Genomic DNA, 25,435 nt, shown 5'->3' with positions numbered 1-25,435 from the left:
GCCCGAATGGCCGCGGACCGTCCCAAGCAATACCTGCAACTGGGCGGGCGCACAATTCTCGAACACAGCCTCGGCTGTTTCCTCGATCATCCGAGCCTCAAGGGGCTGGTGGTCAGTCTTGCTGTAGACGATCCTTATTGGCCTAACCTGGCTTGCGTCAGCGATCCGCGCATTCAACGGGTGGACGGCGGGGGCGAGCGTTCAGGCTCGGTGCTCAATGCCTTGTTGCATTTGCATGCGCAGGGTGCCGGTGATGAGGACTGGGTGCTGGTGCACGATGCGGCGCGGCCGAATCTGAGTCGCGATGATCTCGACAAGTTGTTGACCGAGCTGGCGGATGACCCGGTCGGTGGTCTGTTGGCGGTGCCCGCCCGGGATACGCTCAAGCGCGTCGATAAAAACGGTCGTGTGGTTGAAACGGTGGATCGCAGCGTTATCTGGCAGGCCTATACCCCACAGATGTTTCGCCTCGGCGCGTTGCATCGGGCGTTGGCGGACAGTCTGGTGGCTGATGCGGTGATTACTGACGAAGCGTCGGCAATGGAGTGGGCGGGGCTGGCACCGCGTCTGATTGAAGGGCGGGCGGACAACCTTAAGGTGACCCGGCCGGAAGATCTGGAGTGGTTGCGCCAGCGTTGGGCTAACCGCCATTAAAGGCCAAAAGATCGCAGCCTTCGGCAGCTCCTGCAGGGGAATGCGATCTCCTGTAAGAGCTGCCGAAGGCTGCGATCTTTTGACTTTTCAATCCCGATATTCCGGGCGCTCAGTCAACCCCTCCTTCAAATAATCCACCAACTTGCGCACCTTCGGCGACAAATGTCGTTGTTGCGGATACAACGCCCACACCGCCGTGTTCGGTGGCTGATGCGCCTCCAGCAAAGAAATCAACGTGCCCCTGTGCAAATGCTCAAGCACGTAATAATCCGGCAGTTGACACAAACCCACCCCCTGCAGCGCCGCATCCAGCACCGCCTGTCCACTGTTGCAACGCCAGTTACCCTGCACGCGCTGGGAAAATTCGCGGCCGTTCTGCTCCAGTTGCCAGATATCCGAACTGCCGATCAGGCAATTGTGCCGACTCAATTCCGACAAGCTGTGTGGGCGCCCGTACCTTTCCAGGTAGGACGGCGACGCGCACAGATACATCCTTCGGGGCGCGAGCCGGGTGGCGACCAATCGCGAATCCTGTAAGCGGCCAAGGCGAATCGCCAGATCCAGCCCTTCATGTACCAGATCCAGTTGACGATTACTCAGCTCGATATCAATGCGTAACTGTGGATGAAGGCCCATGAACCGCGTCACCAGCGGCACGATGAAGCGCTCGCCATACGCCACGGCACACGTCATGCGCAGCATGCCTTTCGGTTCGCTGGCCAAATCGCCTACCGCGCGCAAGGCTTCCTCGCGACCGTCCTGCAGACGCTGGCAATGTTGCAGGAAGGTTTGCCCAGCTTCGGTCAATGTTACCCGCCGAGTACTGCGATAGAGCAAGCGCGTCTGTAAGCGCTCCTCCAGTCGTACGATTTGTCGACTGATGTGCGAGGAAGAAACCCCAAGGCGTTCAGCCGCTGCGGTGAATTGGCTGCACTCGGCGACCGCGACAAATTCATCGATGCCTTCCCAACGGTTTTCGGACATTGGATTATCCCTGTACAGCAATAATATTTTGCATTTGCCCGGATTATTAATCACTTGGCGCTGAACTACACTGTCTGTCTGCTTTTTTATTCACTGGATTCACTGGAGAGTCAGCATGATCAAATCGCGTGCCGCCGTTGCCTTCGAGGCCAAGAAGCCGCTGGAAATCGTAGAAGTCGATGTGGCCATGCCCAAGGCTGGTGAAGTGTTGCTGCGCGTCGTTGCTTCCGGCGTTTGCCACACGGACGCCTACACCTTGTCGGGCGCGGATCCGGAAGGCATCTTCCCGTCGATCCTCGGGCATGAAGGTGGCGCCGTCGTGGAAGCGATCGGCGAGGGCGTGACCTCGGTTGCCGTCGGCGATCATGTCATTCCGCTGTACACCCCGGAGTGCGGCCAGTGCAAGTTCTGCAAGTCGGGCAAGACCAACCTCTGTCAGGCGATTCGAGCCACTCAAGGCAAAGGCCTGATGCCGGATGGCACTTCGCGTTTTTCCTACAAGGGCGAAACCATCTTCCACTACATGGGCACATCGACTTTTTCGGAGTACACCGTGCTGCCGGAAATTTCCGTAGCGAAGATCTCCAAAGACGCTCCGCTGGAAAAGGTTTGCCTGCTCGGTTGCGGCGTAACCACCGGTATCGGCGCCGTGCTCAACACTGCCAAGGTCAAACCGGGTGACACCGTGGCCATTTTCGGTCTCGGTGGGATTGGCTTGTCGGCCGTGATCGGTGCGGTGAAAGCCAAGGCTGCGCGGATCATCGCCATCGACATCAACCCGGCCAAATTCGAAATCGCCAAACAGCTGGGCGCCACCGATTGCGTGAACCCGAAAGACTACGATCGTCCGATTCAGGAAGTGATCGTCGACATGACCGATGGCGGCGTCGACTTCTCCTTCGAGTGCATCGGCAATGTGCAACTGATGCGCGCCGCGCTTGAGTGCTGCCACAAAGGCTGGGGCGAGTCGGTCATCATCGGTGTTGCCGGCGCCGGCCAGGAAATCGCCACTCGCCCATTCCAACTGGTCACCGGTCGCGTCTGGCGCGGTTCGGCGTTCGGCGGCGTGCGTGGCCGCAGCGAATTGCCAAGCTACGTCGACATGGCCCAGAGCGGCGAAATCCCGCTGGATACCTTCATCACCCACACCATGGGCCTGGAAGATATCAACAAGGCCTTCGACCTGATGCACGAAGGCAAGAGCATCCGCACAGTCATACATTTCTAACAGCAGCTCCAAGTTTCAAGCTTCAAGCTGCAAGTAAGGGCGAACGTGCCTTTTCTTCTAGCTGGAAGCTTGCCGCTTGCCGCTGGGGAGAATCCCTTGAATCTGGAAAACATTTCCTGTCAGAAAAGTTTCGGTGGCTGGCACAAGCGCTACCGCCATCGTTCCGAAGTGCTGGATTGCGACATGGTCTTTGCCGTGTACCTGCCGCCCCAAGCAGAGCAGGGCGGCAAGCTGCCGGTGTTGTACTGGTTGTCGGGGCTGACGTGCACCGACGAGAACTTCATGCACAAGGCCGGTGCGCTGCGCATGGCGGCGGAACTCGGTTTGATCATCGTCGCTCCGGACACCAGCCCACGCGGCCCGGACGTCCCGGATGATGCGGACAAAGCCTGGGATTTCGGCCTCGGTGCCGGGTTTTATCTGAACGCCACGCAGGAGCCGTGGGCGCGACACTATCGGATGCATGACTATGTCGTGAAGGAATTGCCTGCTTTGGTTGAAGCGCATTTTCCCGCTTCCGAAAAACGCAGCATCAGTGGTCACTCCATGGGTGGTCATGGCGCTCTCGTCTGCGCGTTGCGCAACCCTGGGCGTTATAAATCGGTGTCGGCCTTTTCGCCGATCACCCATCCGATCGATTGCCCGTGGGGCCAGAAAGCTTTCTCGCATTATTTGGGCGAAGACCGTTCCAAGTGGAAGGAGTGGGACGCCTGTGTGCTGATCGCCGATGCTGCCGAGAAGTTGCCGTTGCTGGTCGATCAGGGCGATCGCGACGACTTCCTCGCCAGCCAGCTTAAACCCGAAGCCTTGCAACACGCGGCAAAACAAGCGAATCATCCGCTGCAGTTGCGCCTGCAACCGGGCTACGACCACAGCTATTTCTTCATCTCAAGCTTCATTGACGACCACTTGCAGCATCACGCACGCGCTCTAGGCGCCTAATGTCCGACAAAGCAGGTAGAATCACGCCCTGACAAAAATCGGGGCGTTTTTTTATGCGTATTGGCCACGGCTACGATGTGCATCGTTTCGCTGAAGGCGACTTCATCACTCTGGGCGGCGTGCAGATTGCACACGGCTTCGGGCTGCTCGCTCATTCCGACGGTGACGTCCTGCTGCACGCCTTGAGCGACGCCTTGCTTGGCGCGGCGGCGCTGGGTGATATCGGCAAACATTTCCCGGACACCGATCCGCAATTCAAGGGCGCCGACAGCCGCGTGCTGCTGCGTCATGTGGTCAGTCTGATCCACGCCAACGGCTGGAAAGTCGGCAACGTCGACAACACCATCGTTGCCCAGGCGCCGAAAATGGCGCCGCATATCGAATCGATGCGCGCGCTGATCGCGGCGGATCTTCAAGTTGAGTTGGATCAAGTGAACGTCAAAGCTACCACCACCGAAAAGCTTGGCTTTGTCGGTCGCGAAGAAGGCATCGCCGTGCACTCCGTTGCCTTGTTGCTGCGCGCATGAATGAACTGCAATTGCTCGGCCCGCGGGCCTATGGCGAACCGCTCGGTACAGCAGTATTGAAAGCCATCGCCGAAGATTTTCAGGTCGATGAAGTGCTGGATATCCCGTTCAGCGGTGACGGCGAACATCTGTGGATCTGGGTGGAAAAGCGCGGCCTCAATACCGAAGAAGCGGCGCGGCGGATTGCCAAAGCGGCGGGCGTGCCGTTGCGCACCGTCAGCTACGCCGGCCTGAAAGACCGTCAGGCCCTGACCCGACAGTGGTTCAGCGTGCAATTGCCGGGCAAGGCCGATCCGGATCTGTCGGCAGCGGAAAACGACACGCTGAAGATCCTCAAGATCACGCGCCACAAGCGCAAGCTGCAACGCGGTGCGCACTCGGCCAACGGTTTCACGCTGCGCCTGACTCAACTCAATGGCGATAAAGATGCGCTTGAAGAGCGGCTGCAACTGATCGCCAAACAAGGCATTCCCAATTATTTCGGCGCCCAGCGCTTCGGCCATGACGGCGGCAATGTCGTCGACGCGCGGGCGTGGGCGGCGCGCAAGGCCTTGCCGGAACAGCGCAATGTGCGTTCGCGCTTGCTGTCGACGGCGCGCAGTTATCTATTCAATCAGGTGCTGGCGGCGCGCGTCGCCAATGGCACCTGGAACACCGCACTGGTTGGCGATCTGCTGGCGTTCACTGACAGCCGCAGTTTTTTCCCCGCCGGTGAGGCCGAATGCAGCGATCCGCGTCTGGCGATTCTCGACCTGCACCCGACCGGTCCGCAGTGGGGCGAAGGTGACTCGCCCGCAGCTGGCGCAGTCCATGCACTGGAGCAGGCGATCGCCGCCCGTGAAGCGGATCTGCGCGACTGGTTGATCCACGCCGGCATGAGCCATGAACGTCGCATCCTGCGGCTGCCCATTGGCGGGTTGACGTGGCATTATCCCCAACCTGACATTCTGCAACTGGAATTCGTCCTCCCGGCCGGATGCTTTGCCACTGTACTGGTGCGCGAGCTTGTTGATCTGGTGCCGGTGGGGCAGACGGACAGCCCATGCGTATTCTGATTTCTAACGACGATGGGGTAACTGCACCCGGTCTCGCCGCGCTTTATGCTGCGCTGGCGGATTACACCGAATGCGTGGTTATCGCCCCGGAACAGGACAAAAGCGGCGCCAGCAGTTCGCTGACGCTCGACCGTCCGTTGCACCCGCAATACCTGGCCAACGGCTTCATCAGCCTCAACGGCACACCGACCGACTGCATTCACCTGGGCCTCAACGGCTTGCTTGAGCGCGAGGCGGACATGGTGGTTTCCGGCATCAACCTGGGCGCCAACCTCGGTGACGACGTCCTGTATTCCGGGACCGTGGCGGCAGCGCTTGAAGGACGTTTTCTTGAGCGTCCGTCGTTCGCGTTTTCCTTGGTCTCGCGCCAGGTGGATAACCTGCCGACCGCGGCCTACTTTGCGCGCAAACTGGTCGAGGCCCATGCCGGGCTCGATCTGCCACCGCGCACGGTGCTCAACGTGAACATTCCCAATTTGCCGATCGATCACATCCGCGGCATTCAGTTGACCCGCCTCGGCCATCGCGCCCGTGCGGCGGCACCGATGAAAGTGGTCGATCCGCGCGGCAAGGCCGGTTACTGGATCGCCGCTGCCGGCGACGCTGAAGACGGCGGCCCGGGCACTGATTTTCATGCCGTCATGCAGGGCTATGTGTCCATCACGCCATTGCAGCTCGATCGCACCTTCAACGATGCGTTCAGAAGTCTCGATGGCTGGCTGGGAGGGCTGAGCTGATGCGTGAACATGACGACCGCCTGCGCAGCGGCATTGGCATGACATCACAGCGCACGCGTGAGCGACTGATCCAGCGTCTGTATGAAGAAGGCGTGTCGAACGCCAAGGTGCTGGAAGTGATCCGCCGCACCCCGCGTCACCTGTTTGTTGACGAGGCACTGGCCCATCGCGCTTACGAAGACACCGCGCTGCCGATCGGCAACAACCAGACCATTTCCCAGCCTTACATGGTGGCGCGCATGAGCGAGCTGCTGCTGGAGGCGGGCCCGCTGGACAAGGTGCTGGAAATCGGCACCGGCTCTGGTTACCAGACGGCGGTGTTGTCGCAACTGGTTGAGCGGGTGTTTTCCGTCGAGCGCATCAAGGTGCTGCAGGACCGCGCCAAAGAGCGACTGGTCGAGTTGAACCTGCGTAACGTGGTGTTTCGTTGGGGCGATGGCTGGGAAGGCTGGCCGGCGCTCGCGCCGTACAACGGCATCATCGTCACCGCCGTTGCCACCGACGTGCCGCAGGCATTGCTCGATCAACTGGCTCCCGGTGGGCGCATGGTGATTCCGGTCGGCTCCGGTGAAGTGCAACAACTGATGCTGATCGTGCGCGAAGAACATGGCTTTTCCCGACACGTTCTGGGCGCTGTGCGTTTCGTGCCGTTGCTCAATGGGCCACTGGCCTGAGCATTTATAAACAGACGCTGAATTCCTTTCAACGGTGCCGGTCTTACACCGGCAGCCAAGGTTTAAACGCAGCGTAGTTGCCCTTGGCAAACGTGTGCGTCCGGTGATTTCGCATCATTGAAGGTAAAGCCGGTTCGGCCCGTTATACTTGCGACGTTTCATGCCGCAACGCGGCATCCAGAATTTTCAGCCACCACAAAGGGAGCGGCGGGTGAGTCTCACAGTCATTGCGCAGCGTATGGGTAACACGAGCTTTCAGCGCCTGGTGACTGGCCTTGTCTTGAGCACCTTGCTGGTCGGTTGCTCCAGCACCAAATCAAGCAGCGTGCGCGTCGTTGATCGCAATAATGCGGTGGCGCAACGTCCTACCGTCACCACCGGGCAGTATGTAGTCCGTCCTGGCGATACTTTGTTTTCGATCGCTTTTCGTTACGGCTGGGACTACAAAACCCTCGCCGCGCGGAACAACATTCCTACGCCGTATACGATCCACCCGGGTCAGACAATTCGCTTCGACGGCCGTAGCGGTTCAGCGCCGACGGCGGTGGTGAGCAACTCCAGTTCTTCGCCATCTTCGTCGAGTAAAACCACGGTAATCCGGCGCCAGGCGAATGGCACCACAACCACTACAACCACCGGTTCCAAAGGGGTTGTACCGTCCGTCGCGAGCAAACCTGCGCCCGCTCCACTGCCTCCGGCAGGCCCGGCCCCGACCGGCTGGGGGTGGCCATCTAGTGGCGTTCTTATTGGAAAATTCTCTTCAAACGGTAGTTTGAATAAAGGAATTGATATCGCCGGAGATTTGGGACAGCCTGTTTTAGCTGCGTCTGATGGGACGGTCGTATACGCCGGGAGTGGCTTAAGGGGCTACGGCGAATTGGTCATCATCAAACACAGCGAAACCTACGTCAGTGCTTACGGACATAACCGCAGGCTGTTGGTTCGGGAGGGGCAGCAGGTCAAGGTCGGACAGACAATTGCCGAAATGGGGTCAACGGGTACAGACCGGGTGAAACTGCATTTTGAGATTCGCCGCCAAGGTAAACCTGTGGATCCGCTGCAGTTCCTGCCAAGACGTTGATTTGAAGGCCAGCCTGTTCCGTCGCGTAGAGGGGACAGGCTCCAGCGTTGCCAAGGATAAAGGCGTCGCTTGAGCTTGGGGTCGAACTCACCAAAGGACTATAACAATGGCTCTCAGTAAAGAAGTGCCGGAGTTTGACATCGACGATGAGGTTCTCCTTATGGAGACCGGCATCGATTCGGATTCGATGTTGAATGATGAAGGGGCTGCTCCACCTTCCGTTCGTTCCAAATCCAGACACTCCGCCACACTCAAACAACATAAGTACATCGACTACACTCGGGCACTTGATGCCACGCAGCTGTATCTCAACGAAATCGGCTTTTCCCCTCTGCTCTCTCCGGAAGAAGAAGTTCATTTTGCGCGCTTGTCGCAAAGTGGTGACCCGGCCGGGCGCAAGCGCATGATCGAAAGTAACCTGCGGCTGGTGGTCAAGATCGCTCGGCGTTACGTCAATCGTGGGCTGTCGCTGCTGGATCTCATCGAAGAGGGCAACCTCGGCCTGATCCGCGCGGTGGAAAAGTTCGATCCCGAGCGCGGCTTCCGGTTCTCTACCTATGCGACCTGGTGGATCCGTCAGACCATTGAGCGCGCGATCATGAATCAGACCCGGACCATTCGGTTGCCGATTCATGTGGTCAAGGAACTCAACGTGTACCTGCGGGCTGCACGGGAGCTGACGCAAAAACTCGATCACGAGCCTTCACCCGAAGAAATCGCCAACCTGCTGGAAAAACCGGTAGGCGAGGTCAAGCGTATGCTCGGCCTGAATGAACGGGTATCTTCGGTCGACGTCTCGCTGGGTCCGGATTCGGATAAAACCCTGCTGGACACGCTCACTGACGATCGCCCCACCGATCCTTGCGAACTGCTGCAGGATGACGACCTGTCTCAGAGCATCGATCAATGGCTGTCGGAGCTGACCGACAAGCAGCGTGAGGTGGTGATTCGCCGCTTCGGCCTGCGCGGCCACGAGAGCAGCACCCTGGAAGACGTAGGCCTGGAGATCGGTCTGACCCGTGAGCGGGTTCGGCAGATCCAGGTTGAGGGCCTCAAGCGTTTGCGCGAGATCCTCGAGAAGAATGGCCTGTCGAGCGAGTCGCTGTTTCAATAAGTGCTTTTTTGACCGCCCGCAAAAAGCCCCGGCTGATTTGTTCAGTCGGGGCTTTTTGTTGACAACCTTCCTCGTGCACTCGGTCTGGCAGGTAGGGCACCAGACAAGCGGTCGGCAATTTCTGTGTTTGTCGTCTCGCGCTGTAAGCCTTCGCTTACTGTGCCGTAAGTGTTCGTTATTTTTACACTTCGGTAGACGGCGATCGCCATCTGCTACAACCGCTAAGCTTCTGATTTTTAATCATATTTTTTCATTGTTATGCCTTTATGACAGGTCGCAAGCGCACCGAGGGCCAATTGCTCCTCAGCGCAAAATCGCTAATATCTCAAGTGTGTCGACGGACAGACACGCCCTTCACGGAGGAGGGGAATGGACATCGCAGGAAGCGATTCATCAGGACGATGAAAAGGATCACAGGGAATAGGGAAAAAATGTGGGCGGGTCATACCGCCCCTTTTTTCGCCTGCAGAAAAGTGATAGCTGCAAAAGCAAAAAGGCCCGCAAGGGCCTTTTCAATCGAGCGCGAGCGATCAGCGTTCGAGTTGTTCGATCTTGTTCGGCTTGCCATCCCACTCGGCGGAATCCGGAAGAGGATCCTTGCGCTCGGTGATGTTCGGCCAGATATCTGCCAGCTCGGCGTTGAGCTCGATGAAGTTTTCCATGCCACTTGGGATCTCGTCTTCCGAGAAGATCGCCACAGCCGGGCATTCTGGTTCACACAGCGCGCAGTCGATGCACTCGTCCGGGTGAATCACCAGGAAGTTCGGGCCTTCGTAAAAGCAGTCCACCGGACAGACTTCTACGCAGTCGGTGTACTTGCACTTGATGCAGTTGTCGGTGACGACGAAGGTCATTTCTAATTTTCTCCTCAGGCGGCGGCAGCGTTGCCCCTTCACGGTTGGGGTCGCCAGGTTCGGGAGCGATACCTGCTGACCAGGCTATGAGCCAGCAGCATCCCGAACCGCGCGAGATTCTAACAGCTTGAAGCGATTTGCGTTATATCCGCTTCTTCAGTGCTTATATCCGGTTCTTCAGTGCGTAGAGCATTTCGAGCGCACGCCGTGGCGTCATGTCGTCCAGATCCACTTTCGCCAATTCGTCCAGTACAGGATGCGGCAGCGAGGCAAACATATCGCTTTGCTGGGGTGTCGACGGTTTCCCCTTGGTCGCCGGTTTCGGGGCTTCGTGGGGCAGGGCAGTGTCTTCCAGGCGGCTCAGATGCTCGCGCGCGCGCAGGATCACTTCGCTCGGCACGCCCGCCAGTTGCGCCACCGCCAGGCCATAGCTCTGACTGGCAGGCCCGGGCAAAACGTGGTGCAGGAACACGATGCGTTCGTTGTGCTCGGTAGCGTTGAGGTGCACGTTAGCGACAAGAGGTTCGGCTTCGGGCAGCACGGTCAGTTCAAAATAATGGGTGGCGAACAGGGTGTAGGCGCGCAGATGGGCCAGACGCTCAGCCGCCGCCCACGCCAGCGACAGACCGTCGAAAGTGCTGGTGCCACGTCCGACTTCGTCCATCAGCACCAGACTGCGCTCGGTAGCGTTATGCAGGATATTGGCGGTCTCACTCATCTCGACCATGAAAGTCGAACGACCACCAGCGAGGTCATCGCTGGAACCGATGCGGGTGAAAATCCGATCCACCAGCGACAGCTCGCAACTGGCGGCCGGTACAAAGCTGCCGATATGCGCCAGGAGCACAATCAGAGCTGTTTGCCGCATGTAGGTGGACTTACCGCCCATGTTCGGGCCGGTAATGACCAGCATGCGCGTGTTGTCGTCCAGGCTCAGATCGTTGGCTACGAACGGTGTGGTCAGCACTTGCTCGACCACCGGGTGACGACCCTGGGTGATGCGCATGCACGGCTCGCTGACGAAACGCGGGCAGTTGAGGTCAAGATTCAGCGCACGCTCGGCGAGGTTGCTCAGCACATCGAGCTCAGCCAGCGCGCCGGCGGTGTCCTGCAACGGCGGCAATTGGCTGATCAAGTCCTCGAGCAGCGCCTCGTAAAGCATTTTTTCCCGAGCCAGCGCGCGGCTCTTGGCCGACAGCGCTTTATCTTCGAACTCTTTCAACTCCGGCGTGATAAATCGCTCGGCGCCCTTCAGTGTCTGCCGGCGGATGTAGTCCGCCGGCGCCGACTCAGCCTGCTTGCTCGGCAATTCGATGAAGTAGCCGTGGATGCGGTTGTAGCCGACTTTCAGATTGGCCAGGCCGGTGCGGGCCTTTTCGCGGGCTTCCAGATCGATGAGGAACTGTCCGGCGTTTTCGCTCAGTGATTGCAGTTCATCAAGCTCGCTGTCGTAACCGGTTTTCAGCACGCCGCCGTCACGGATCACCGCAGGCGGGTTATCGATAATGGCTTTTGCCAGCAGCGCCGCCAGTTCCGGGTAAGTGCTGGTGGTAGCCGCCAGATGCTGCAAGTGCGGCGCTTCCAGATCGGTCATCGCCACTTGCAGTTCAGGCAGTGCGCCGAGTGCATCGCGCAGACGCGCAAGGTCACGCGGCCGCGCGTTGCGCAGGCCGATCCGCGCCAGGATCCGCTCGATGTCACCGATTTCCTTGAGCTGCGGTTGCAGCTTTTCGAAGCGGTAACCGTCGAGCAGGCAACGGATCGAGGTTTGGCGGGCCAGCAGTACGGAGAGATCGCGCAGTGGCCGGTTCAGCCAACGAGTGAGCAAACGGCTGCCCATGGCGGTCTGGCAGCGATCAACGACCGATTGCAGGGTGTTGTCGCGGCCGCCGGCCAGGTTGGTGTCGAGTTCCAGATTGCGCCGGCTGGCACCGTCCAGCACCACGGTGTCATCGAGGCGTTCGTGACGCAGGCTACGCAAGTGGGGCAGGGCGGTGCGCTGGGTTTCCTTGGCGTAGGCCAACAGGCAGCCGGCAGCGCCGATGGCCAGGGTCAGGTTCTCGCAGCCGAAGCCTTTCAGGTCTTGAGTGGAAAACTGCTGGCAGAGACTTTTCAGCGCCGAATCACGCTCGAAATCCCACGGCGCACGCCGACGTACGCCACGGCGTTTTTCCGCTGGCAGGTCTTTTGGCCAGTCATCCGGGATCAGTAACTCTACCGGATTCACCCGCTCCAGCTCGGCCAGCAGGTTTTCCCAGCCTTTGATTTCGAGCACGGTGAAATTGCCGCTGGTGATGTCCAGCACCGCCAGACCAAACAGACGCTCGTCGCCCAATACGGCTGCGATCAAATTATCGCGACGCTCATCGAGCAGCGCCTCATCACTGACCGTTCCCGGGGTGATGATACGCACGACCTGGCGTTCGACCGGGCCTTTGCTGGTGGCCGGGTCACCGACCTGTTCACAGATCACCACCGACTCGCCGAGCTTGACCAGTTTCGCCAGATAACCTTCCGCGGCGTGGTAAGGAATCCCACACATCGGAATCGCCTGACCCGCCGACTGCCCGCGCGCGGTCAGGGTGATGTCCAGCAATTTGGCGGCTTTCTTCGCATCTTCGTAGAAGATCTCGTAGAAATCGCCCATGCGGTAGAACATCAACTGATCTGGGTGCTGATTCTTCAGGCGCCAGTATTGCTGCATCATTGGGGTGTGGGAGGACAGGTCGGAAGTTGCTTTATTCATCAATGGCTTAGCGCTTTTCTTTAAAAGTGTGGGGCGAAAAGAGAGCGTCTAGATAAGCGATCTGATCGCGGAGCCTATGCGGCTTGGTGGTGCGGACGCAGGCCGATCTATTCACTGTCCGGGAGATGAAACTCTCGCCCATAGTTTTGCCAATTAGTGCAAGGTTACCATGGAGGGTGAGGCTCGAGCAGAAGCGCGTGCGAAAGGACTGACCATCCAGCGCTTCCGCGATTGTGACTATTTTGAGAGTTGAATTCTGAGCTTCTCGGCATCCCAATTGAGAAGTTCGGCAATTTCGGACTCTCTCAGTGTTGAGAGCACTGTATCAGTGGGCTGTCTTTTTATGACGTCGTAATAGCAAGTAAGTTGAGCACTCTTTGCCTTGCTTATTTTTTCACTTGTAAAGGTTCCTGCGCCTTTAATGAAAATAACGTCGGGGAGCTCTTCGTATGCCGATAGCTGGCGTTCAGCGTCCTCACGGCTCTCAAATATATGGGCTTGGGCGCCCATGAACACCACATGGTCAGGATAGAGAGCCCAGCTCTCTTTGATACGAGTGATGTGCTCCGGGTTTAATGAAAGCTCATGAAGTCTGATGTCCGACACAGGATTGTATGTTGCGCCGCACACTAGGCTTATAGGCAAGGGTACCTCCAAGGGGGCAAAGTGTGCTGGTTGAGTCCTGAAGAATTTCGTCAGATAGTTCAAGAGGTTATCTATTTCCTCTATGCTCTCGCCCCCGAGGATGACGCCGTGACTCTTTAAAAAAATGACACGAGTTTGATCCGAGTTTTCAAGTTGATCAGCAACGCCTTTCGCGAGATCGACCCCTGGTTTTAAATAGTTCACTACCCTTGCATTCAATGTGGTGTCGAGATCTGGATAGGCTGAAAGCTCGAATGTTTCACGCACTAAATGAGCAAGCACTTCCACTGCGTGCAGGTGAACGACTACCGGGTGTGGCATTAGTGCGTGAAGCAAAGTTTCAATCGAAGGCTTCAATGAACCTGGCTCGATCACTTGAGGCGTGATGCTATAGTTTTTGTTTTGCAGTTCTTGGGTGAGGTTCTTGAGCTCAACCTGAACGAAAATTTCGTCTGTCATCGCCTCAGCCAACCAGGTGCCCGACGCTTTAATCCATAAAGTAGCGTCTTCTTTCCAAGAGACGTTTCCTCCAGCGCCTTGAACCAGTAGCGGATTCTCACCGATCGTTGCACAGAATTTTCGCACGGACTCATGCATGTTCATGTTTGTCCCTCAATTTTGAGATCAGGCGACGTAGCTCTTTGAAATCAGTGAATGCGGCGTCCGGAGAGTTCTCGCCAGTACCCATTGGGGTCCCGGTATGAATCTTTTGCAATGTGACCGCGTTGATCTGCTCGCGGCCACCTCGGATGTCGTTGATTGGGTTGTCGCCAATCATCCAGATGCAATTGCCTTTTGGACGCATTTTCTCCAGGGCAATCTCGAATGGTGCCGGATGAGGCTTGTCGTAACCTGCCTCTTCGCTGGTCACGATGTAATCAAAATAATGATCAAGCCCGAAGTAGACTACCTTGCGAAACTGAATCTGGGCCGTCAGATCTGTGACGATCGCAGTGGGTATTCCCATCAGTCTCAGGTCGTCAAGAAGGTCTTTGACCTCGTCGAATAGAACCGCATTGCTGAGAAAGGTGCGCCAATACGTCTGTTCAAAATCGAGCGCCAGAAGGACTTGTGAGCCCAGTCCCATGATTTCCAGCATACGTTGAAGGTACAACAGGCGACTATGAGATGAAGCCGTGTGTTTGAGCCGGGTCTTCACCTGTTGACGAGCCTCCTTGAAAGCGGCGTCGAAAACTTCCGGTTTGATAGAGAAAGTGTTGACGACTTTATCCCGAATCGCCTGCTGGGCAGCCGCATGTGCAGGATCATAGGGATAAAGAGTGTTGTCGGTGTCGAACAAAATAGCGTCGGGAAGCCGGTCAAACCGCTCAGGTGTAAAAATTTTCACTATATAAACCGTTTCGTGAGTGCTTGATTGATGTGAGAGAGGGTGATCAATTGCATCAGCCCCATTACGCCATCCTGCCATTGGGGCGTCAGATCCAGAAACTCGAAGATCCTTGGACAGATCATCCTCGCTGCCATCTCAATATCCTGAGCAGAGGTTTCGCCTTCGATAGTCAGCTCTACTTGAGTCGCATCGTCATTGGTCGACATATCGACATGCAGCCCACAAACCCCGACCAGCACCCGGACCAGGGACATCTCGTTCAAGCCATTGCACGAACGGGCCACAATCTTGAAGTGCAGAAGACGTTCTATGTCTGCCCCATCGAGAATACGCGGGTGTATCGGTTGCAAGGACAATACGAGATCTGCATGTGCCGCCTGAGGGCGTATAAAACGCGCGGAATCGGGTTCTCTGCGAGCGAAAGACGAGAGCACCTTTTCTTCCGTATGTCCGCGCTGGTGTACATCACGTTGAAGCTTGAAATGGCGCCTCAAATCCTCATCGATATCCAAGTAAACACTCAAGTTGTAGCATTCGCGCAAGATCGGTAAGTACAGAGCGTGCAAACCACTTGCAATGATGAAGTCATTGCTGTTGATGACGAAGGGACGGCTCATGCGACCCGTATGGTGGTCATAGTGACGAGAGTGGATGGGTTTTGAGTCCGTCAGTGATACCAGATCATTGGCGAAACCTTCGAGGTCGTTGGCCATCGGGTTCAAGTGGGTCATCACTTGCCACATTGGTTTCTGACGATCCCATAGATGGTAGTCGTCGCCAGATAGCGTCGCTACCGAGTGGCCCCCGAACAGACCTTTGATGGCGTCTGAAAAGGTATCTTTGCCTGCCCCGGAATCTCCAGCCACACCAATGACGAAAGGCTTTCGACTCAGTCTGAAATAATCGTTGCGACTGACAGATTCACGCCATATACGAAGGGTCAGAATAATGCCCGTCGCAACCATGGCTGTATGAATCAGAGAAGACAACTTGCCGTTTAGCAACCACTGGCTGACGACTTGCGGTAACCAGGTCGCTTGCTGAGCGGCTACACCGAGATCAGAGATGATCAGCGCCGAGCTTGCGACGTAGAGCAGCGAAAAAACTCCGGTAATCACAATAGCAATCCGATCACTGGCTGCCTGGTAAGCTACCAGAGAAGGAATGACCCAGATAAACCAGCCAGGTGACGCAGGTGTCATGAGCACCACAAGTAAAAAAACGACGCCTAGTGTTGAGTGAAAGAGTTCAAAGTTAGGCCGTTTAATTCTCCATGTTGCATAAATCATCAATAAGTATGCAAGCGGTACGATGTACAGGAGGTTATTTTCGTTGATGCTGATAGTTAGCTTGTAGACCTTTTGAATTTCCGGGTTGTTGTAAAGCATGCTCAAACCGGAACTGAACAGAAGGAATGGCAATATCGTGACAAAGGCACCCACCGCAAGGGCGATTAGAAAACGCGGTAAAAACTGACGTAGTGGTCGGTTGTGTTGCAAGTAAACGAGGAAAAAAGGCAGGGCCAGCACCATACTGAGTTTCGCAGATACCGCACAGACAAATATCAGTCCCGCGATAACCAATCGGGCACGTTTGATAAAGTAGAGTGAGCCAGCAAGAAGAAGCACTGGAATCAAGTCGTTAAAGCCCAGTACATAGCTGCCCACTATCACTATGGGCGACAACCAATAGACTGCCAGCAGCAAGCGATCGCGATTTGGGATCAGTTTTTGCAAAACGATCAATAATAGCAGGTCGGTGCCAAACAAAGTCAGGCCATAACCCACAGAAAGCGGTATTGAAAGGAGCTTGCATAGCGCTATCAAAGGCGTGAAGGCTGTCCACATAACGTAACCATAGGGAAACGCAGCGATATCGCCACCTTGTTCAAGCCACGTAGCCCACGGGTCAATTGTCAATGTACTAACGCTGGTATCCAGAAAGGGCACATACCAATTTGTCATTGACGCGGGAGCGATACACAGTATGAGCAGAATGCGCAGTGCCAGACCGATCAGGAAGAGCGGGTGGATAAATAGCTTTGATTTCATGCCTTCGTCGCCAATTTTTCCCACAAATCAGGTCTTTTGGTGCAGACAGCTTCCGCAACAATGTTCCGTTCACTCAGCATGTTTATCAGTAACGGGATTTCCGACTCTGCATCCCGGCCTTGCAATTCTGGAGATACCAGGCACAGCTTAAAGCCAGCATTCTGCAAGCGCGTGGCGTCTTCATTACTGAGCGGAAAGCGGGAAAAACAGTCGACCCATACCCATTCGATTTTTCCGGCAAGTGTCAAAGCTGTTTCAATGGACTCAAACTCTGATACACGCACAGCACATCGGCGTTCACCCGCTTTGGACCACTTGATCAGGAACGGAAATGACTGATCCAGAAAGAAGTAATCCTCAATTGCCTTTTCTTTCATCAGCGCAATCAGGCGCGCCTCCAGTCCTTCTTCCTTCACGTTCAGAATCAGCGTACCGTGACGATAGTCATTAACCCACTCCTCGAACGACTCACCCTTTGTATAGGGGTCGTGGTGGATGACCAGCTCATTTCCGAAGCTGCGGATGTCGACTTCAATACCGTATTTTCCATCAGTGGCATTGAGTTCTTGGCGAGTGTTACGCCGATGCGAGATGAGCTTCATTTCCTTAGACTCTTTTTAAGTTGCAAGCTGAAATCGATAGTTCTGCGGATAAACTTTCTTTTAGCAGCCCAGTTGACGTTCCAGTGGGATACACCATGGTGGCGCTCACCAAAGCGAACCGCAAATCGATGAATTTTCAGTCCTTCGGCCTGTGCCAGATGGTAGGCATATAAATCCAGTGCAAAATCTGCAGGAGCTGACTCCCAACGCGCAAAGAAGTCTCTCGAAAACATGGTGGGTTGAGCGTTGATATCCCACATGGGTTTACCCAGCAGAATGGTTTCGAAGACGCTCATGCCAAACGTGAACGCGACGTCCGCTAAGGGGCGACCAAAGCGACGACCCTTGACGAAAATTTCCGGTCCATACTGATCAAAGATAGCTAGCCCACGCAGTGCGTCCATTGGATCGGTTTGTAGATCTGCGTGCGTCCATCCGAGAACGTCGCCTTCGGCCGCACGCAAACCACAGAGAATACCGTGGCCATATCCATGATTAACGTCGACTCGCACGCTTCTGCAACCTGGGTAAGCAGGTAGCAGGCTTTCCAGTACTTGCGGTGTGCTATCGGTCGATCCGTTATCGACCAAAATGACCTCTACGCCCTTTTGCGCAACCAGGCCTTTGCAGCGTTCAAGCAATAACGGCAAACTGGCCGACTCGTTATAGCAGGGAATGACGAGCGAGAACTTCATGACCTCTCCTTAGTAGTGTGCGCTTTGAACACATAGAGCTTCATTCCCAGAAAGTTGAGCGCGGCGGACATTGCCGTGGCGACCAGAAACGACATCTGGATTGAACCGGGCAAGGAGTGGAGCAGACTCAGGCACATCGAGTTTACCCAGACGTTGGCGCCCAAAGTGATCGCGTAAAGCGGTATAAAGCGCCATGCGCTCCCGGGCGCATGTTCCCTTTGATCAAACGTCCATCTCCTGTTTGCAACGTAGGCGAATAAGGTACCTGCCAGAAAACCAGCTGCTTTGGCCATGTCGATATCCAGTCGCGCGGTCCAGATAATGGCGCGGTAGGTCAGGAAATCGATGAGAACGGTCAAGATTCCAACGATTAAAAAAACCTTAAGCTCGCGGAGGATCATACGTTTGAGCCAGGGAGTTCGGGTAGTATCGCTTGGTAACGCGATTCCAGCTCTACAACGGCTTGCGGTGGAATTCGTGCGTCGTTCTGCAATCGATAAGGGTGGCTTGGCCATTTGTGAAAGCAGGATTGCCAATATTCAAACGTGCGCAGATCGTTCGGGGTGCCCCACGATAGAAAGCTATCTACCTCAAACAGCTCGCAACGCAGGCCTGTTTCAATTGCGTCATTGATAACAGAGTCAATATAAAACTCGCCGTTGATACGACCATCTCTCTGAATCAAATTAGAGATTGCCAAACGGAAGTCTTCTGCACGTCGGAAAGTGAATGTTCCGAGGATGATCGGGTCTGTTTCTGGAGACGCCAGTGGTGTCTTCACCGAAACACGAAGAATGCGGCCATTCTCCGAGTCGATCCAGCCGTACATTTGTGGCTGACGGATCGCATTTGCATGGCCTCTCACGCCCCAGACAATTACGTCCACTTCAGGATTGTCGATCAGGGTTCGAAGCGCCTGTTCATCATAAAGAGCACCGTTATCACAGGCGCCGAAAGTAATAGGACCGTCAATATGCCCAATGGCGCTCTCAAGTGCATCAAGACCGAGTAACGCTGTGCAGGCCTGCCCCTGTGTAACGTTCGGAATTGTCTTGATTACCGTGCCAGGATACAGACCTTCAAGTTGCTCCGCGGTTTCGGCATATCCCGGCATGTCTTGGCGAATGACGAATGCATGATGTTTGGCTTTAGGCAAATCGTCGGTTGCCTGATTGACCATGGTTTTGCCTGAAACAGGTATCAGGGGTTTAGTCAGCGCATAACCTTCGTTGGCAAAACGTTGACCCATACCGGCCATTGGAATGATCAGCGCGCCGGCGGGTGGGGCAGAGAGAGGGGCGGACAGCTGGTTCATCTTTCTGAATGCTGTAGACCAGCCGTTATACTCTCTGACGTCATCGGGTGTGCCCCACTGCATGAAGTGCTGGAGCGGATAAACCATTACAGAACGGCTGTCGGCCAGTAACGGCTTGTAGGCCAGACTGACATAATATTCTCCATTGACGTTGAGTTGCTGGTCCATGGTTTGCCGGAACGCATCGATCATCGTCCTGCCTGAGTCGAAGTAATAGGTACCACTGGAAGCATACTCATCCATTCGATTATTGGTGTAAGGCTGTTTTTCCTGAATGTCCTGTACAGCGCCTAAAGTTTCTCGAATATAGGCATAATTAGTGCTGCCCAGCGAGTGGGGGTGGAATCCTTTGTAGGCAGGTATTGCACCGGCGCAGCCTGTGGTTTTTACAAAGCTCTTAAAATGCGGCCAATCCCAGTAACAGGTAAAGTCACAATAGTTAACCACGACCGGGCTGTCGAGTTTGATCAAGTGCTCAATTTGGCGAACAGCATAGACAGGCCCGAGTTTATGCGCAGGTATGCCGATGATTTTACCCGTCGGGCAAAGATTCTTCAGGAGCGACTCCATACGGTAGTCGGAGTTATCAAGATGATCCTGATTGCAAATAAAAATGACGTCCTGCTCACCAGGGAACATATCTAGAACATGTGCAATGATAGGCTTGCCGTCTATTTCAATTAGCGGTTTTGGAACGGTATAACCGGCACGGCGGAACCGTTCACCAAAGCCTGACATTGGAATGATTATTTGCAAGATGTCCTCGCCATGTACTTGGTTGATATCGAAAGCTACTAGGGGGCAGCACGCTTTGAAGTGTCGCGATTATACGTCTTGGAACGGCGCTTTAGAAGGCCTGTGAGTGGCCAAATCTGCCCGTTTCAGACGCGGGACGAGCTAGCGATGAACTGAGGTCCGGCTTCGACTCGTGGTTGTGGAAATCCGGTGACAGGAGCAATTCATTTGCCGTAGATCAGATTTTGGCATCCATTAATGCAAAGCCAGAGCCCGATTACTCCTGGTTTGCTTCAGCAAATTGCTTCGACTTGTGTTAGCCACAAGCAGGGTTGGCAGGTATCATCCCGCGCATCGCAGGGGGGATGAGCGCCTTGATCTGCTGCCCCAGAAAAGGGGGGCGGTGGACGGTGATGTCCTCAGCGAATAGGCTGCTCTGATTTTTTCGGAAGTTTTGTCTGATTTTCAACCAGGGAATTTTTTATGCAATCCGTAGAATCCCCAAATAGAAATAACTTCCTCGGGAGAGGCGCTATATTATTTTGGGCAGCAGTTTTATTTCATGTGGTCTATTTACTGGCCCTGCAACCTGGTTGGTTGTTGGGTGGTGCAATGTGGGCGGAAATGGGGCCTAATTATTTTGATAATGCGAACGCTCCATCGCTTTATCAGAATTTTTTCGCTGTGGACGCGGGGTACGTACCTTTACCGCAACGTATTGTCGCTTATATAGGTGCGTTGTTTTCAATTCCGGCAGTCTCCGTGCCGTATTACTATAGCTGGATGTCTGTTGCACTTATCTCTCTGTTAATCTGCTCTTTTTTGATCGAGCGGTTTCGAGCTGTTATCGAAAGCGACGGGTTACGATTGCTGGTTGTTATAGCTGTCTTGATGGTTGCTGACTTTGAAAGCCGTACGTTTATCAATTTTACTTATTTTTCGGTTTTCTTCATTGGCGCTGTAATCGCTCTTGCATTGAGCGATCGAAAAAATGACCTACCGCTATGGGCCTGGTTAGTACCCTTTCTATTCGTCTCGAAACCAGCGGTAATGACGATTCTCCCAGTATTGGTCTTCGCAGCACTCTTGAGGCCGGGACGTATAAGGGCAATTGCTGTCGTTTCTGTACTGTTTTGCCTGGTGCAGGTCGCACGGATGGTCGTAAGTGCGAATACCGGGTGGACGCCGCTGCAACACAGTGATAGTTCTTTGTTCTACAAAGGCTACCTGGCACTCGTTTATACGGTGACCTTGTTTGGACGTTTTTTACTGGGTCCTGACTTTCAGGCTGGTTTTGGCACATTTGCAGTGGTCGGTTCCCTGGTGTTGGCCATCCTCGGATTGGCATTTGCAAAGGTAATTAATGCCCGTCCTCTATTGTTGGTTGGGGTCGGCTTGGTAGCGTTCACGGCGCTTTTAAATTGTTTGGCGTTTAGTCTCGTCTGGACCGATTCCTTTCAGCCAGTAGTGACAGATTTCAGAATTTCCAGATATATACTGACTGCTTACATTGGGTTTGTATTTGTTGTCGCTGCCTGTGCAGCCATTTTGGCGTCGGCTGCTGCCAGGTTTCGCTTCGGGCGCCTGGCCGCCCTGGTGATTTTCTCTCTTTGGTTTATTGGCACTGGCTGGGCTTCCTATGGTACCAAGATCAGTCGTCAGTGGGTTGCTCCGGGTCTTGGAAACTCCTATTGGAAGGAGTTTTCGGGAGCTATTGACCAAGGTGTCACGCCCTTGTGCGTTCCTATTGATCCTTTTCCATGGCTGTACGGGAGAAACTGTGAGCGGTTAACGCCTTTGGCAGAGCAAAATTACGTATTAAAACAAATTAAAAAGAGCGATGAGGGTTACCTCTTGGAGGTGCCGATATCTGCGTCTGTTCAGAGCCGAAACCTGGTGTCGATCGCTTTGTTTATTAAGCCTGCCTCCGATTCCGATAGTGACATACGTGGCCGAGCACTGGTGGAGGATATGCAGGGGCAAGTGCATGAGCTGCACGCTCGCCGGGTTCTTCCAAGTACTGGGGGGCTGCTTTTGTTTACCCAGTTATCGGGTCAATATATTGAATCCTTCAAGCGAATTCGGATTGTCTTTGAGCAACCTGTCGATGTCGCATACCAGAGTAGCAATCAATCTCAGCCCTCGATTGTTCTGATGGGCACCAAGTACATGCCTGAAAGTATCGGAAATATATTGAGGCGGGCCGTCGATGGTGATGTTTCGGCTCAACTTGTTCTGGGGCGAATGTACAGTGAAGGGCAAGGTGTCGCCAAGAATCCTGGCGAAGGAGTGAACTGGTATATGAAAGCAGCTGCTACCGATAACGCTGAAGCTCAGTATTGGCTGGCGCGGGCCTATGATACCGGGATCGGGGTTGTTGAAAACAAGGTCGAAGCCAGCGTCTGGTATCAGAAGGCTGCGCTAAACGGCAGTCAAGATGCGGTAAACGCTCTTGAACGCCTGAAACCGAGGGCAAAATAGCCGTGTTGGGGGCAATGAACTTCTTGCGTGCCCAGCGATAGCAAATGCACGAATGAAGGTGTTTGTGGTTTCAAAGGGGCGTTCGGTATGCAGAGATTACTTTGCATACCGTACATTCCCTGATAGCGCTGACCAGGGTTTGTGGTGGTTTTATCGTATCCGATGCTTCGATGCCTGAAGCGAGCTGCAGTCGGTATGAGAATGCAGTTTATATGAAATATGCAAATCAGCATTTGTCTTTGCAAAAAACTTCAAGCACTATGCGCGTTATGCAAAAACGCAACGTATCCTCCGTCTTAAGAGCACTGCTCGATCAGCACGGGATCTCCCCCACGGAGCTCCACCGTCGCACCGGCGTGCCTCAATCCACGCTCTCGCGGATTCTCAGCGGGAAAATTGTCGATCCTTCGGATAAGCACATCTCGAAGATCGCCGAGTATTTCAACGTCAGCACCGATCAGTTGCGCGGGCGTGCGGATGTCGCGCCAGCGGCCGTCGGCACGCGCGCAGATGTGCATGCCGAACTCAAGGACATAAGCCTGTGGGATGACGACACGCCAGTCGATGATGACGAGGTGTCGGTGCCCTTTCTACGTGAGGTTGAATTGGCTGCTGGATCAGGAAGATTCGTCATCGAGGAGAGCGAGCGCTCTAGCCTGCGTTTCGGCAAGCGCAGCCTGCGTCACAACGGTGTGCAATTCGACCAGGCCAAATGCGTGACAGTCCGTGGCAACAGCATGTTGCCGGTTCTGCGTGATGGCGCCACTGTCGGCGTAAACGCCGGCAAATGCGGGATTGGCGACATCATTGATGGCGACCTTTATGCGATCAATCACAACGGCCAGTTGCGCGTGAAGCAACTCTATCGCCTGCCCACCGGCATTCGTCTGCGCAGCTTCAATCGCGACGAGCATCCGGATGAGGACTACAGCTTCCAGGAAATTCAGGAAGAGCAGATCGTCATTCTCGGTCATGTCTTCTGGTGGGGAATGTACGCACGCTGACCCCTTTCGATCCAACAGAAACCTGCCGCTCGGCAGGTTTTTTTTCGTCTATAGAAACCTCCCCAACCCTTGCCCCGCTTGGCTCCCATGCACGTACGCAAATTTAATGCATAAATAAATGCACTTATGCATTGACTGTATATGCATCCATGCATATTCTTGCCACCAAGCCGCTCGACAAAGCGGCTGGCAAGACAAGCTCTTTGGTTCCACAAGAACAGGCAGCGATGAACCGGCCTCAACGGTTCAGAGGGTTGGCAACTGACCCGGGTGTGCAGCGTAAAGCACCAGAACCAGTTATCCGGCGGGCAGGGACCGCGGTCGGAAAAACAATCTGAATGGACTCGTACCGCGCCAGCAGCGCCGAAAAGTCAGCTTCCTTCTCGAACACAGGATTTGAAGGAAGGCGAAGGAGCGCATTACTCAAAGGCCCGACGTGCGAGCGCCGGGCTTTTTGGAATGCCTGCCTCAAGCGAAACCGTTTGAATCCACCCCATCACTCATCAATCACCCACGGAGGCGTGACATGACAAACGAGCAACAAGCGTTGGCGGACATGCCGATCTGGCTGGTCATCCTCCTGGCCGTCGTCGGCGGGGTGTCTGGCGAAATGTGGCGCGCCGACAAGGAAGGCGCCCGTGGCTGGTCACTGGTACGGCGCCTGGCGCTGCGCTCAGGCGCCTGCATGATCTGCGGAGTGTCGGCGATCATGCTGCTGTATGCGGCCGGCATGTCGATCTGGGCGGCTGGAGCCTTTGGCTGTCTGACGGCGATGGCCGGCGCTGATGTCGCCATTGGCCTTTACGAACGCTGGGCGGCCAAGCGCATTGGCGTCTGCGAAGTGCCGTCACGCAATACCAACAAGGAGTAATACGCAATTACGACACATCTGAAAGGGAGGTCATTGCATGTTGAGCGAATTTCGCTGCGGCCAGTGCAACCGTTTGCTCGCCCGAGTAAACGCAGTATTCCAAGTACAAATCAAATGTCCTCGATGCAGGACATTGAACTATGCCAAGGCTGAACGTCCTGGCACCCCGCCTGTGAGCGAACTGACAGCTTCAGACTGCAAACAATAACTTATCAAGCAATAGGTGAAGTTCTATGGCATCGCTACCTCGTTATCCGTTTACCGAAAATGGCAGTTCGGTTTTGCTACCGCTGCATGAGATGTCCGCCGGACAATATCTTCAATCGCCGGACAAGCGCTTCAAGCTGGATGTTCAGGCCGATGGCAACCTGGTGATTTACGATGGTGCCACTCCTGTCTGGGTAGCTACGGCCGGTCAACCGTATACCTCCGGGGGTAAGCAGATTGATAAATCAAAGATTTATTTCTATCTGATGTATTACGCGTTTCTCAACGATCCGACTCACGGACGGATGTGGGGCACGGCCAACAGTACGCCACTGAACAATGACATTTGGGGCGCTTATGTTCGCACCTATCTGCAGTTGCAGAATGACGGCAACCTCGTCGTAGTTGACTCCGTTCCGGTGTGGGCGAGTAACTCTGCCATCCCGATCAGTCCGGTGGTGGAATCTGTCTATATTCCCGCCGGTACCACGCTCGAAGTTGACCGACGGTATGTCGTGGGGGGAACGACTCTAGTCTTCCAGTCCGACGGCAACCTGGTGGTTTCGAATGGCCCGCTTGGTGTCCTGTGGGCGAGCTGGACTCAGAACAAAGGTGCCACCCGTGCAGTTATGCAGGAGGACGGCAACTTCGTTATTTATGACGCGAACAATACGCCACTGTGGTTTACCGGCACTGCTGGCAAACCGGGCGCCATGGCCAAGGTACAGGCTAACGGCAGTTTTTCGATTGTCAGCGAGAAACCGGTGTGGGCCCGATTCGGTTTTACCCCCACCATTTTGCCGAAGCGGGTTTACCAGTGGGATAACGGACCATGGACGCCGTTTATCGAGCGTCCAATCTGGTCGTTTTAAGTATTTCTGA

24 protein-coding genes are annotated in these 25,435 nt (G+C 55.0%); 14 read left to right on the top strand and 10 right to left on the bottom strand.

Annotation, left to right across the window (positions count from 1 at the left end; genetic code table 11):
- Nucleotides 1–654: 2-C-methyl-D-erythritol 4-phosphate cytidylyltransferase (gene ispD / locus ACIGDJ_RS18815; RefSeq protein WP_397504586.1), on the top strand; the 654-nt coding region annotated here is incomplete at its 5' end.
- Between the two features lie 87 nt (nt 655–741).
- Here the strand turns inward: ispD and ACIGDJ_RS18810 are convergent.
- Nucleotides 742–1,638 (bottom strand): LysR substrate-binding domain-containing protein, encoded by an 897-nt coding sequence (locus ACIGDJ_RS18810; RefSeq protein ID WP_397480229.1) that lies wholly within the window; start codon nt 1,636–1,638, stop codon nt 742–744.
- 115 nt (nt 1,639–1,753) lie between these two features.
- Between ACIGDJ_RS18810 and ACIGDJ_RS18805 the strand changes: the two genes are divergently transcribed.
- The 8 genes from ACIGDJ_RS18805 to rpoS all read left to right on the top strand — a co-directional run bounded on the left by ACIGDJ_RS18805 (nt 1,754) and on the right by rpoS (nt 8,996).
- Nucleotides 1,754–2,866 carry an S-(hydroxymethyl)glutathione dehydrogenase/class III alcohol dehydrogenase gene (locus tag ACIGDJ_RS18805; protein WP_101157891.1) on the top strand — a complete coding sequence of 371 codons (1,113 nt, stop codon included), beginning with the start codon at nt 1,754–1,756 and terminating at the stop codon, nt 2,864–2,866.
- A gap of 96 nt (nt 2,867–2,962) precedes the next feature.
- Complete coding sequence (fghA, locus tag ACIGDJ_RS18800; protein WP_101157893.1) at nt 2,963–3,808, top strand: S-formylglutathione hydrolase; 846 nt, start codon at nt 2,963–2,965, stop codon at nt 3,806–3,808.
- 53 nt (nt 3,809–3,861) lie between these two features.
- A complete protein-coding gene (gene ispF / locus ACIGDJ_RS18795; RefSeq protein WP_101157895.1) occupies nt 3,862–4,335 on the top strand; it encodes a 2-C-methyl-D-erythritol 2,4-cyclodiphosphate synthase in 474 nt (157 codons plus the stop codon).
- The gene (gene truD, locus ACIGDJ_RS18790; RefSeq protein WP_312995650.1) at nt 4,332–5,390 is read left to right on the top strand and encodes a tRNA pseudouridine(13) synthase TruD; all 1,059 of its coding nucleotides are present in this window, start codon (nt 4,332–4,334) and stop codon (nt 5,388–5,390) included. Before ispF ends, truD begins: the two co-directional genes overlap by 4 nt.
- Entirely contained in the window at nt 5,378–6,127 is a 750-nt protein-coding gene (surE, locus tag ACIGDJ_RS18785) for a 5'/3'-nucleotidase SurE (protein ID WP_024011837.1), read from the top strand. Before truD ends, surE begins: the two co-directional genes overlap by 13 nt.
- A 38-nt stretch (nt 6,128–6,165) precedes the next feature.
- On the top strand, nt 6,166–6,801 hold the full coding sequence (locus ACIGDJ_RS18780; RefSeq protein WP_160768345.1) for a protein-L-isoaspartate(D-aspartate) O-methyltransferase: 636 nt from the start codon (nt 6,166–6,168) through the stop codon (nt 6,799–6,801).
- Nucleotides 6,802–7,012: 211 nt separating this feature from the next.
- Nucleotides 7,013–7,882: a peptidoglycan DD-metalloendopeptidase family protein gene (locus ACIGDJ_RS18775; RefSeq protein WP_312995653.1), complete on the top strand. Its 870-nt coding sequence runs from the start codon at nt 7,013–7,015 to the stop codon at nt 7,880–7,882.
- Between the two features lie 106 nt (nt 7,883–7,988).
- Entirely contained in the window at nt 7,989–8,996 is a 1,008-nt protein-coding gene (rpoS, locus tag ACIGDJ_RS18770) for an RNA polymerase sigma factor RpoS (protein ID WP_016771451.1), read from the top strand.
- 530 nt (nt 8,997–9,526) lie between these two features.
- On the opposite strand, the gene fdxA is transcribed toward rpoS, so the two are convergent.
- From fdxA to ACIGDJ_RS18725, 9 genes are all read right to left on the bottom strand, one after another.
- On the bottom strand, nt 9,527–9,850 hold the full coding sequence (fdxA, locus tag ACIGDJ_RS18765) for a ferredoxin FdxA (protein WP_101157903.1): 324 nt from the start codon (nt 9,848–9,850) through the stop codon (nt 9,527–9,529).
- A 163-nt stretch (nt 9,851–10,013) separates the two neighbouring features.
- A complete protein-coding gene (gene mutS / locus ACIGDJ_RS18760; protein ID WP_397479841.1) occupies nt 10,014–12,596 on the bottom strand; it encodes a DNA mismatch repair protein MutS in 2,583 nt (860 codons plus the stop codon).
- A gap of 237 nt (nt 12,597–12,833) precedes the next feature.
- On the bottom strand, nt 12,834–13,844 hold the full coding sequence (locus ACIGDJ_RS18755) for a class II aldolase/adducin family protein (protein WP_101157907.1): 1,011 nt from the start codon (nt 13,842–13,844) through the stop codon (nt 12,834–12,836).
- Nucleotides 13,831–14,589, bottom strand: coding sequence for an HAD family hydrolase (locus ACIGDJ_RS18750; protein ID WP_218239543.1), 759 nt, complete (start codon nt 14,587–14,589; stop codon nt 13,831–13,833). The genes ACIGDJ_RS18755 and ACIGDJ_RS18750 overlap by 14 nt, the downstream gene beginning before the upstream one ends.
- Complete coding sequence (locus ACIGDJ_RS18745) at nt 14,589–16,667, bottom strand: hypothetical protein (protein ID WP_397479840.1); 2,079 nt, start codon at nt 16,665–16,667, stop codon at nt 14,589–14,591. The genes ACIGDJ_RS18750 and ACIGDJ_RS18745 overlap by 1 nt, the downstream gene beginning before the upstream one ends.
- On the bottom strand, nt 16,640–17,245 hold the full coding sequence (locus tag ACIGDJ_RS18740; protein ID WP_101157910.1) for a phosphatidylinositol-specific phospholipase C/glycerophosphodiester phosphodiesterase family protein: 606 nt from the start codon (nt 17,243–17,245) through the stop codon (nt 16,640–16,642). Before ACIGDJ_RS18740 ends, ACIGDJ_RS18745 begins: the two co-directional genes overlap by 28 nt.
- On the bottom strand, nt 17,242–17,940 hold the full coding sequence (locus ACIGDJ_RS18735) for a glycosyltransferase family 2 protein (protein ID WP_101157912.1): 699 nt from the start codon (nt 17,938–17,940) through the stop codon (nt 17,242–17,244). Before ACIGDJ_RS18735 ends, ACIGDJ_RS18740 begins: the two co-directional genes overlap by 4 nt.
- Nucleotides 17,937–18,341, bottom strand: a complete 405-nt coding sequence (locus tag ACIGDJ_RS18730; RefSeq protein WP_256589735.1) for a GtrA family protein — start codon at nt 18,339–18,341, stop codon at nt 17,937–17,939. The genes ACIGDJ_RS18735 and ACIGDJ_RS18730 overlap by 4 nt, the downstream gene beginning before the upstream one ends.
- A complete protein-coding gene (locus tag ACIGDJ_RS18725) occupies nt 18,338–20,011 on the bottom strand; it encodes a sugar phosphate nucleotidyltransferase (protein ID WP_397479839.1) in 1,674 nt (557 codons plus the stop codon). Before ACIGDJ_RS18725 ends, ACIGDJ_RS18730 begins: the two co-directional genes overlap by 4 nt.
- A gap of 462 nt (nt 20,012–20,473) precedes the next feature.
- On the opposite strand from ACIGDJ_RS18725, the gene ACIGDJ_RS18720 reads away from it, so the two are divergent.
- The 5 genes from ACIGDJ_RS18720 (at nt 20,474) to ACIGDJ_RS18700 (ending at nt 25,425) form a co-directional block, all read left to right on the top strand.
- Nucleotides 20,474–22,471, top strand: a complete 1,998-nt coding sequence (locus tag ACIGDJ_RS18720) for a tetratricopeptide repeat protein (protein ID WP_101157917.1) — start codon at nt 20,474–20,476, stop codon at nt 22,469–22,471.
- Between the two features lie 260 nt (nt 22,472–22,731).
- A complete protein-coding gene (locus ACIGDJ_RS18715; protein ID WP_101157919.1) occupies nt 22,732–23,475 on the top strand; it encodes an XRE family transcriptional regulator in 744 nt (247 codons plus the stop codon).
- Between the two features lie 526 nt (nt 23,476–24,001).
- Nucleotides 24,002–24,346, top strand: coding sequence for a phage holin family protein (locus ACIGDJ_RS18710; RefSeq protein ID WP_312995688.1), 345 nt, complete (start codon nt 24,002–24,004; stop codon nt 24,344–24,346).
- 37 nt (nt 24,347–24,383) lie between these two features.
- Complete coding sequence (locus ACIGDJ_RS18705; protein WP_101157921.1) at nt 24,384–24,554, top strand: Com family DNA-binding transcriptional regulator; 171 nt, start codon at nt 24,384–24,386, stop codon at nt 24,552–24,554.
- 25 nt (nt 24,555–24,579) lie between these two features.
- Nucleotides 24,580–25,425, top strand: coding sequence for a putidacin L1 family lectin-like bacteriocin (locus ACIGDJ_RS18700; protein ID WP_101157923.1), 846 nt, complete (start codon nt 24,580–24,582; stop codon nt 25,423–25,425).
- Nucleotides 25,426–25,435 lie beyond the last annotated feature (10 nt).

Source organism: Pseudomonas sp. NPDC079367, assembly GCF_044542195.1.
Taxonomy (GTDB): Bacteria; Pseudomonadota; Gammaproteobacteria; order Pseudomonadales; family Pseudomonadaceae; genus Aquipseudomonas.
This window is presented reverse-complemented; position numbering and strand designations above follow the sequence as displayed.

Excerpts from the sequence above, each read along its gene's own strand:
- rpoS (WP_016771451.1), top strand. The coding sequence starts at position 7,989 with ATGGCTCTCAGTAAAGAAGTGCCGGAGTTTGACATCGACGATGAGGTT.
- fdxA (WP_101157903.1), bottom strand. The coding sequence starts at position 9,850 with ATGACCTTCGTCGTCACCGACAACTGCATCAAGTGCAAGTACACCGAC.
- ACIGDJ_RS18710 (WP_312995688.1), top strand. The coding sequence starts at position 24,002 with ATGACAAACGAGCAACAAGCGTTGGCGGACATGCCGATCTGGCTGGTC.
- ACIGDJ_RS18720 (WP_101157917.1), top strand. The coding sequence starts at position 20,474 with ATGCAATCCGTAGAATCCCCAAATAGAAATAACTTCCTCGGGAGAGGC.
- ACIGDJ_RS18705 (WP_101157921.1), top strand. The coding sequence starts at position 24,384 with ATGTTGAGCGAATTTCGCTGCGGCCAGTGCAACCGTTTGCTCGCCCGA.
- ACIGDJ_RS18730 (WP_256589735.1), bottom strand. The coding sequence starts at position 18,341 with ATGATCCTCCGCGAGCTTAAGGTTTTTTTAATCGTTGGAATCTTGACC.
- ACIGDJ_RS18755 (WP_101157907.1), bottom strand. The coding sequence starts at position 13,844 with ATGAACATGCATGAGTCCGTGCGAAAATTCTGTGCAACGATCGGTGAG.
- ACIGDJ_RS18810 (WP_397480229.1), bottom strand. The coding sequence starts at position 1,638 with ATGTCCGAAAACCGTTGGGAAGGCATCGATGAATTTGTCGCGGTCGCC.
- ACIGDJ_RS18715 (WP_101157919.1), top strand. The coding sequence starts at position 22,732 with ATGCGCGTTATGCAAAAACGCAACGTATCCTCCGTCTTAAGAGCACTG.
- ispF (WP_101157895.1), top strand. The coding sequence starts at position 3,862 with ATGCGTATTGGCCACGGCTACGATGTGCATCGTTTCGCTGAAGGCGAC.
- ACIGDJ_RS18740 (WP_101157910.1), bottom strand. The coding sequence starts at position 17,245 with ATGAAGCTCATCTCGCATCGGCGTAACACTCGCCAAGAACTCAATGCC.
- ACIGDJ_RS18780 (WP_160768345.1), top strand. The coding sequence starts at position 6,166 with ATGACATCACAGCGCACGCGTGAGCGACTGATCCAGCGTCTGTATGAA.
- ACIGDJ_RS18700 (WP_101157923.1), top strand. The coding sequence starts at position 24,580 with ATGGCATCGCTACCTCGTTATCCGTTTACCGAAAATGGCAGTTCGGTT.
- ACIGDJ_RS18805 (WP_101157891.1), top strand. The coding sequence starts at position 1,754 with ATGATCAAATCGCGTGCCGCCGTTGCCTTCGAGGCCAAGAAGCCGCTG.
- truD (WP_312995650.1), top strand. The coding sequence starts at position 4,332 with ATGAATGAACTGCAATTGCTCGGCCCGCGGGCCTATGGCGAACCGCTC.
- ACIGDJ_RS18735 (WP_101157912.1), bottom strand. The coding sequence starts at position 17,940 with ATGAAGTTCTCGCTCGTCATTCCCTGCTATAACGAGTCGGCCAGTTTG.
- mutS (WP_397479841.1), bottom strand. The coding sequence starts at position 12,596 with ATGAATAAAGCAACTTCCGACCTGTCCTCCCACACCCCAATGATGCAG.
- surE (WP_024011837.1), top strand. The coding sequence starts at position 5,378 with ATGCGTATTCTGATTTCTAACGACGATGGGGTAACTGCACCCGGTCTC.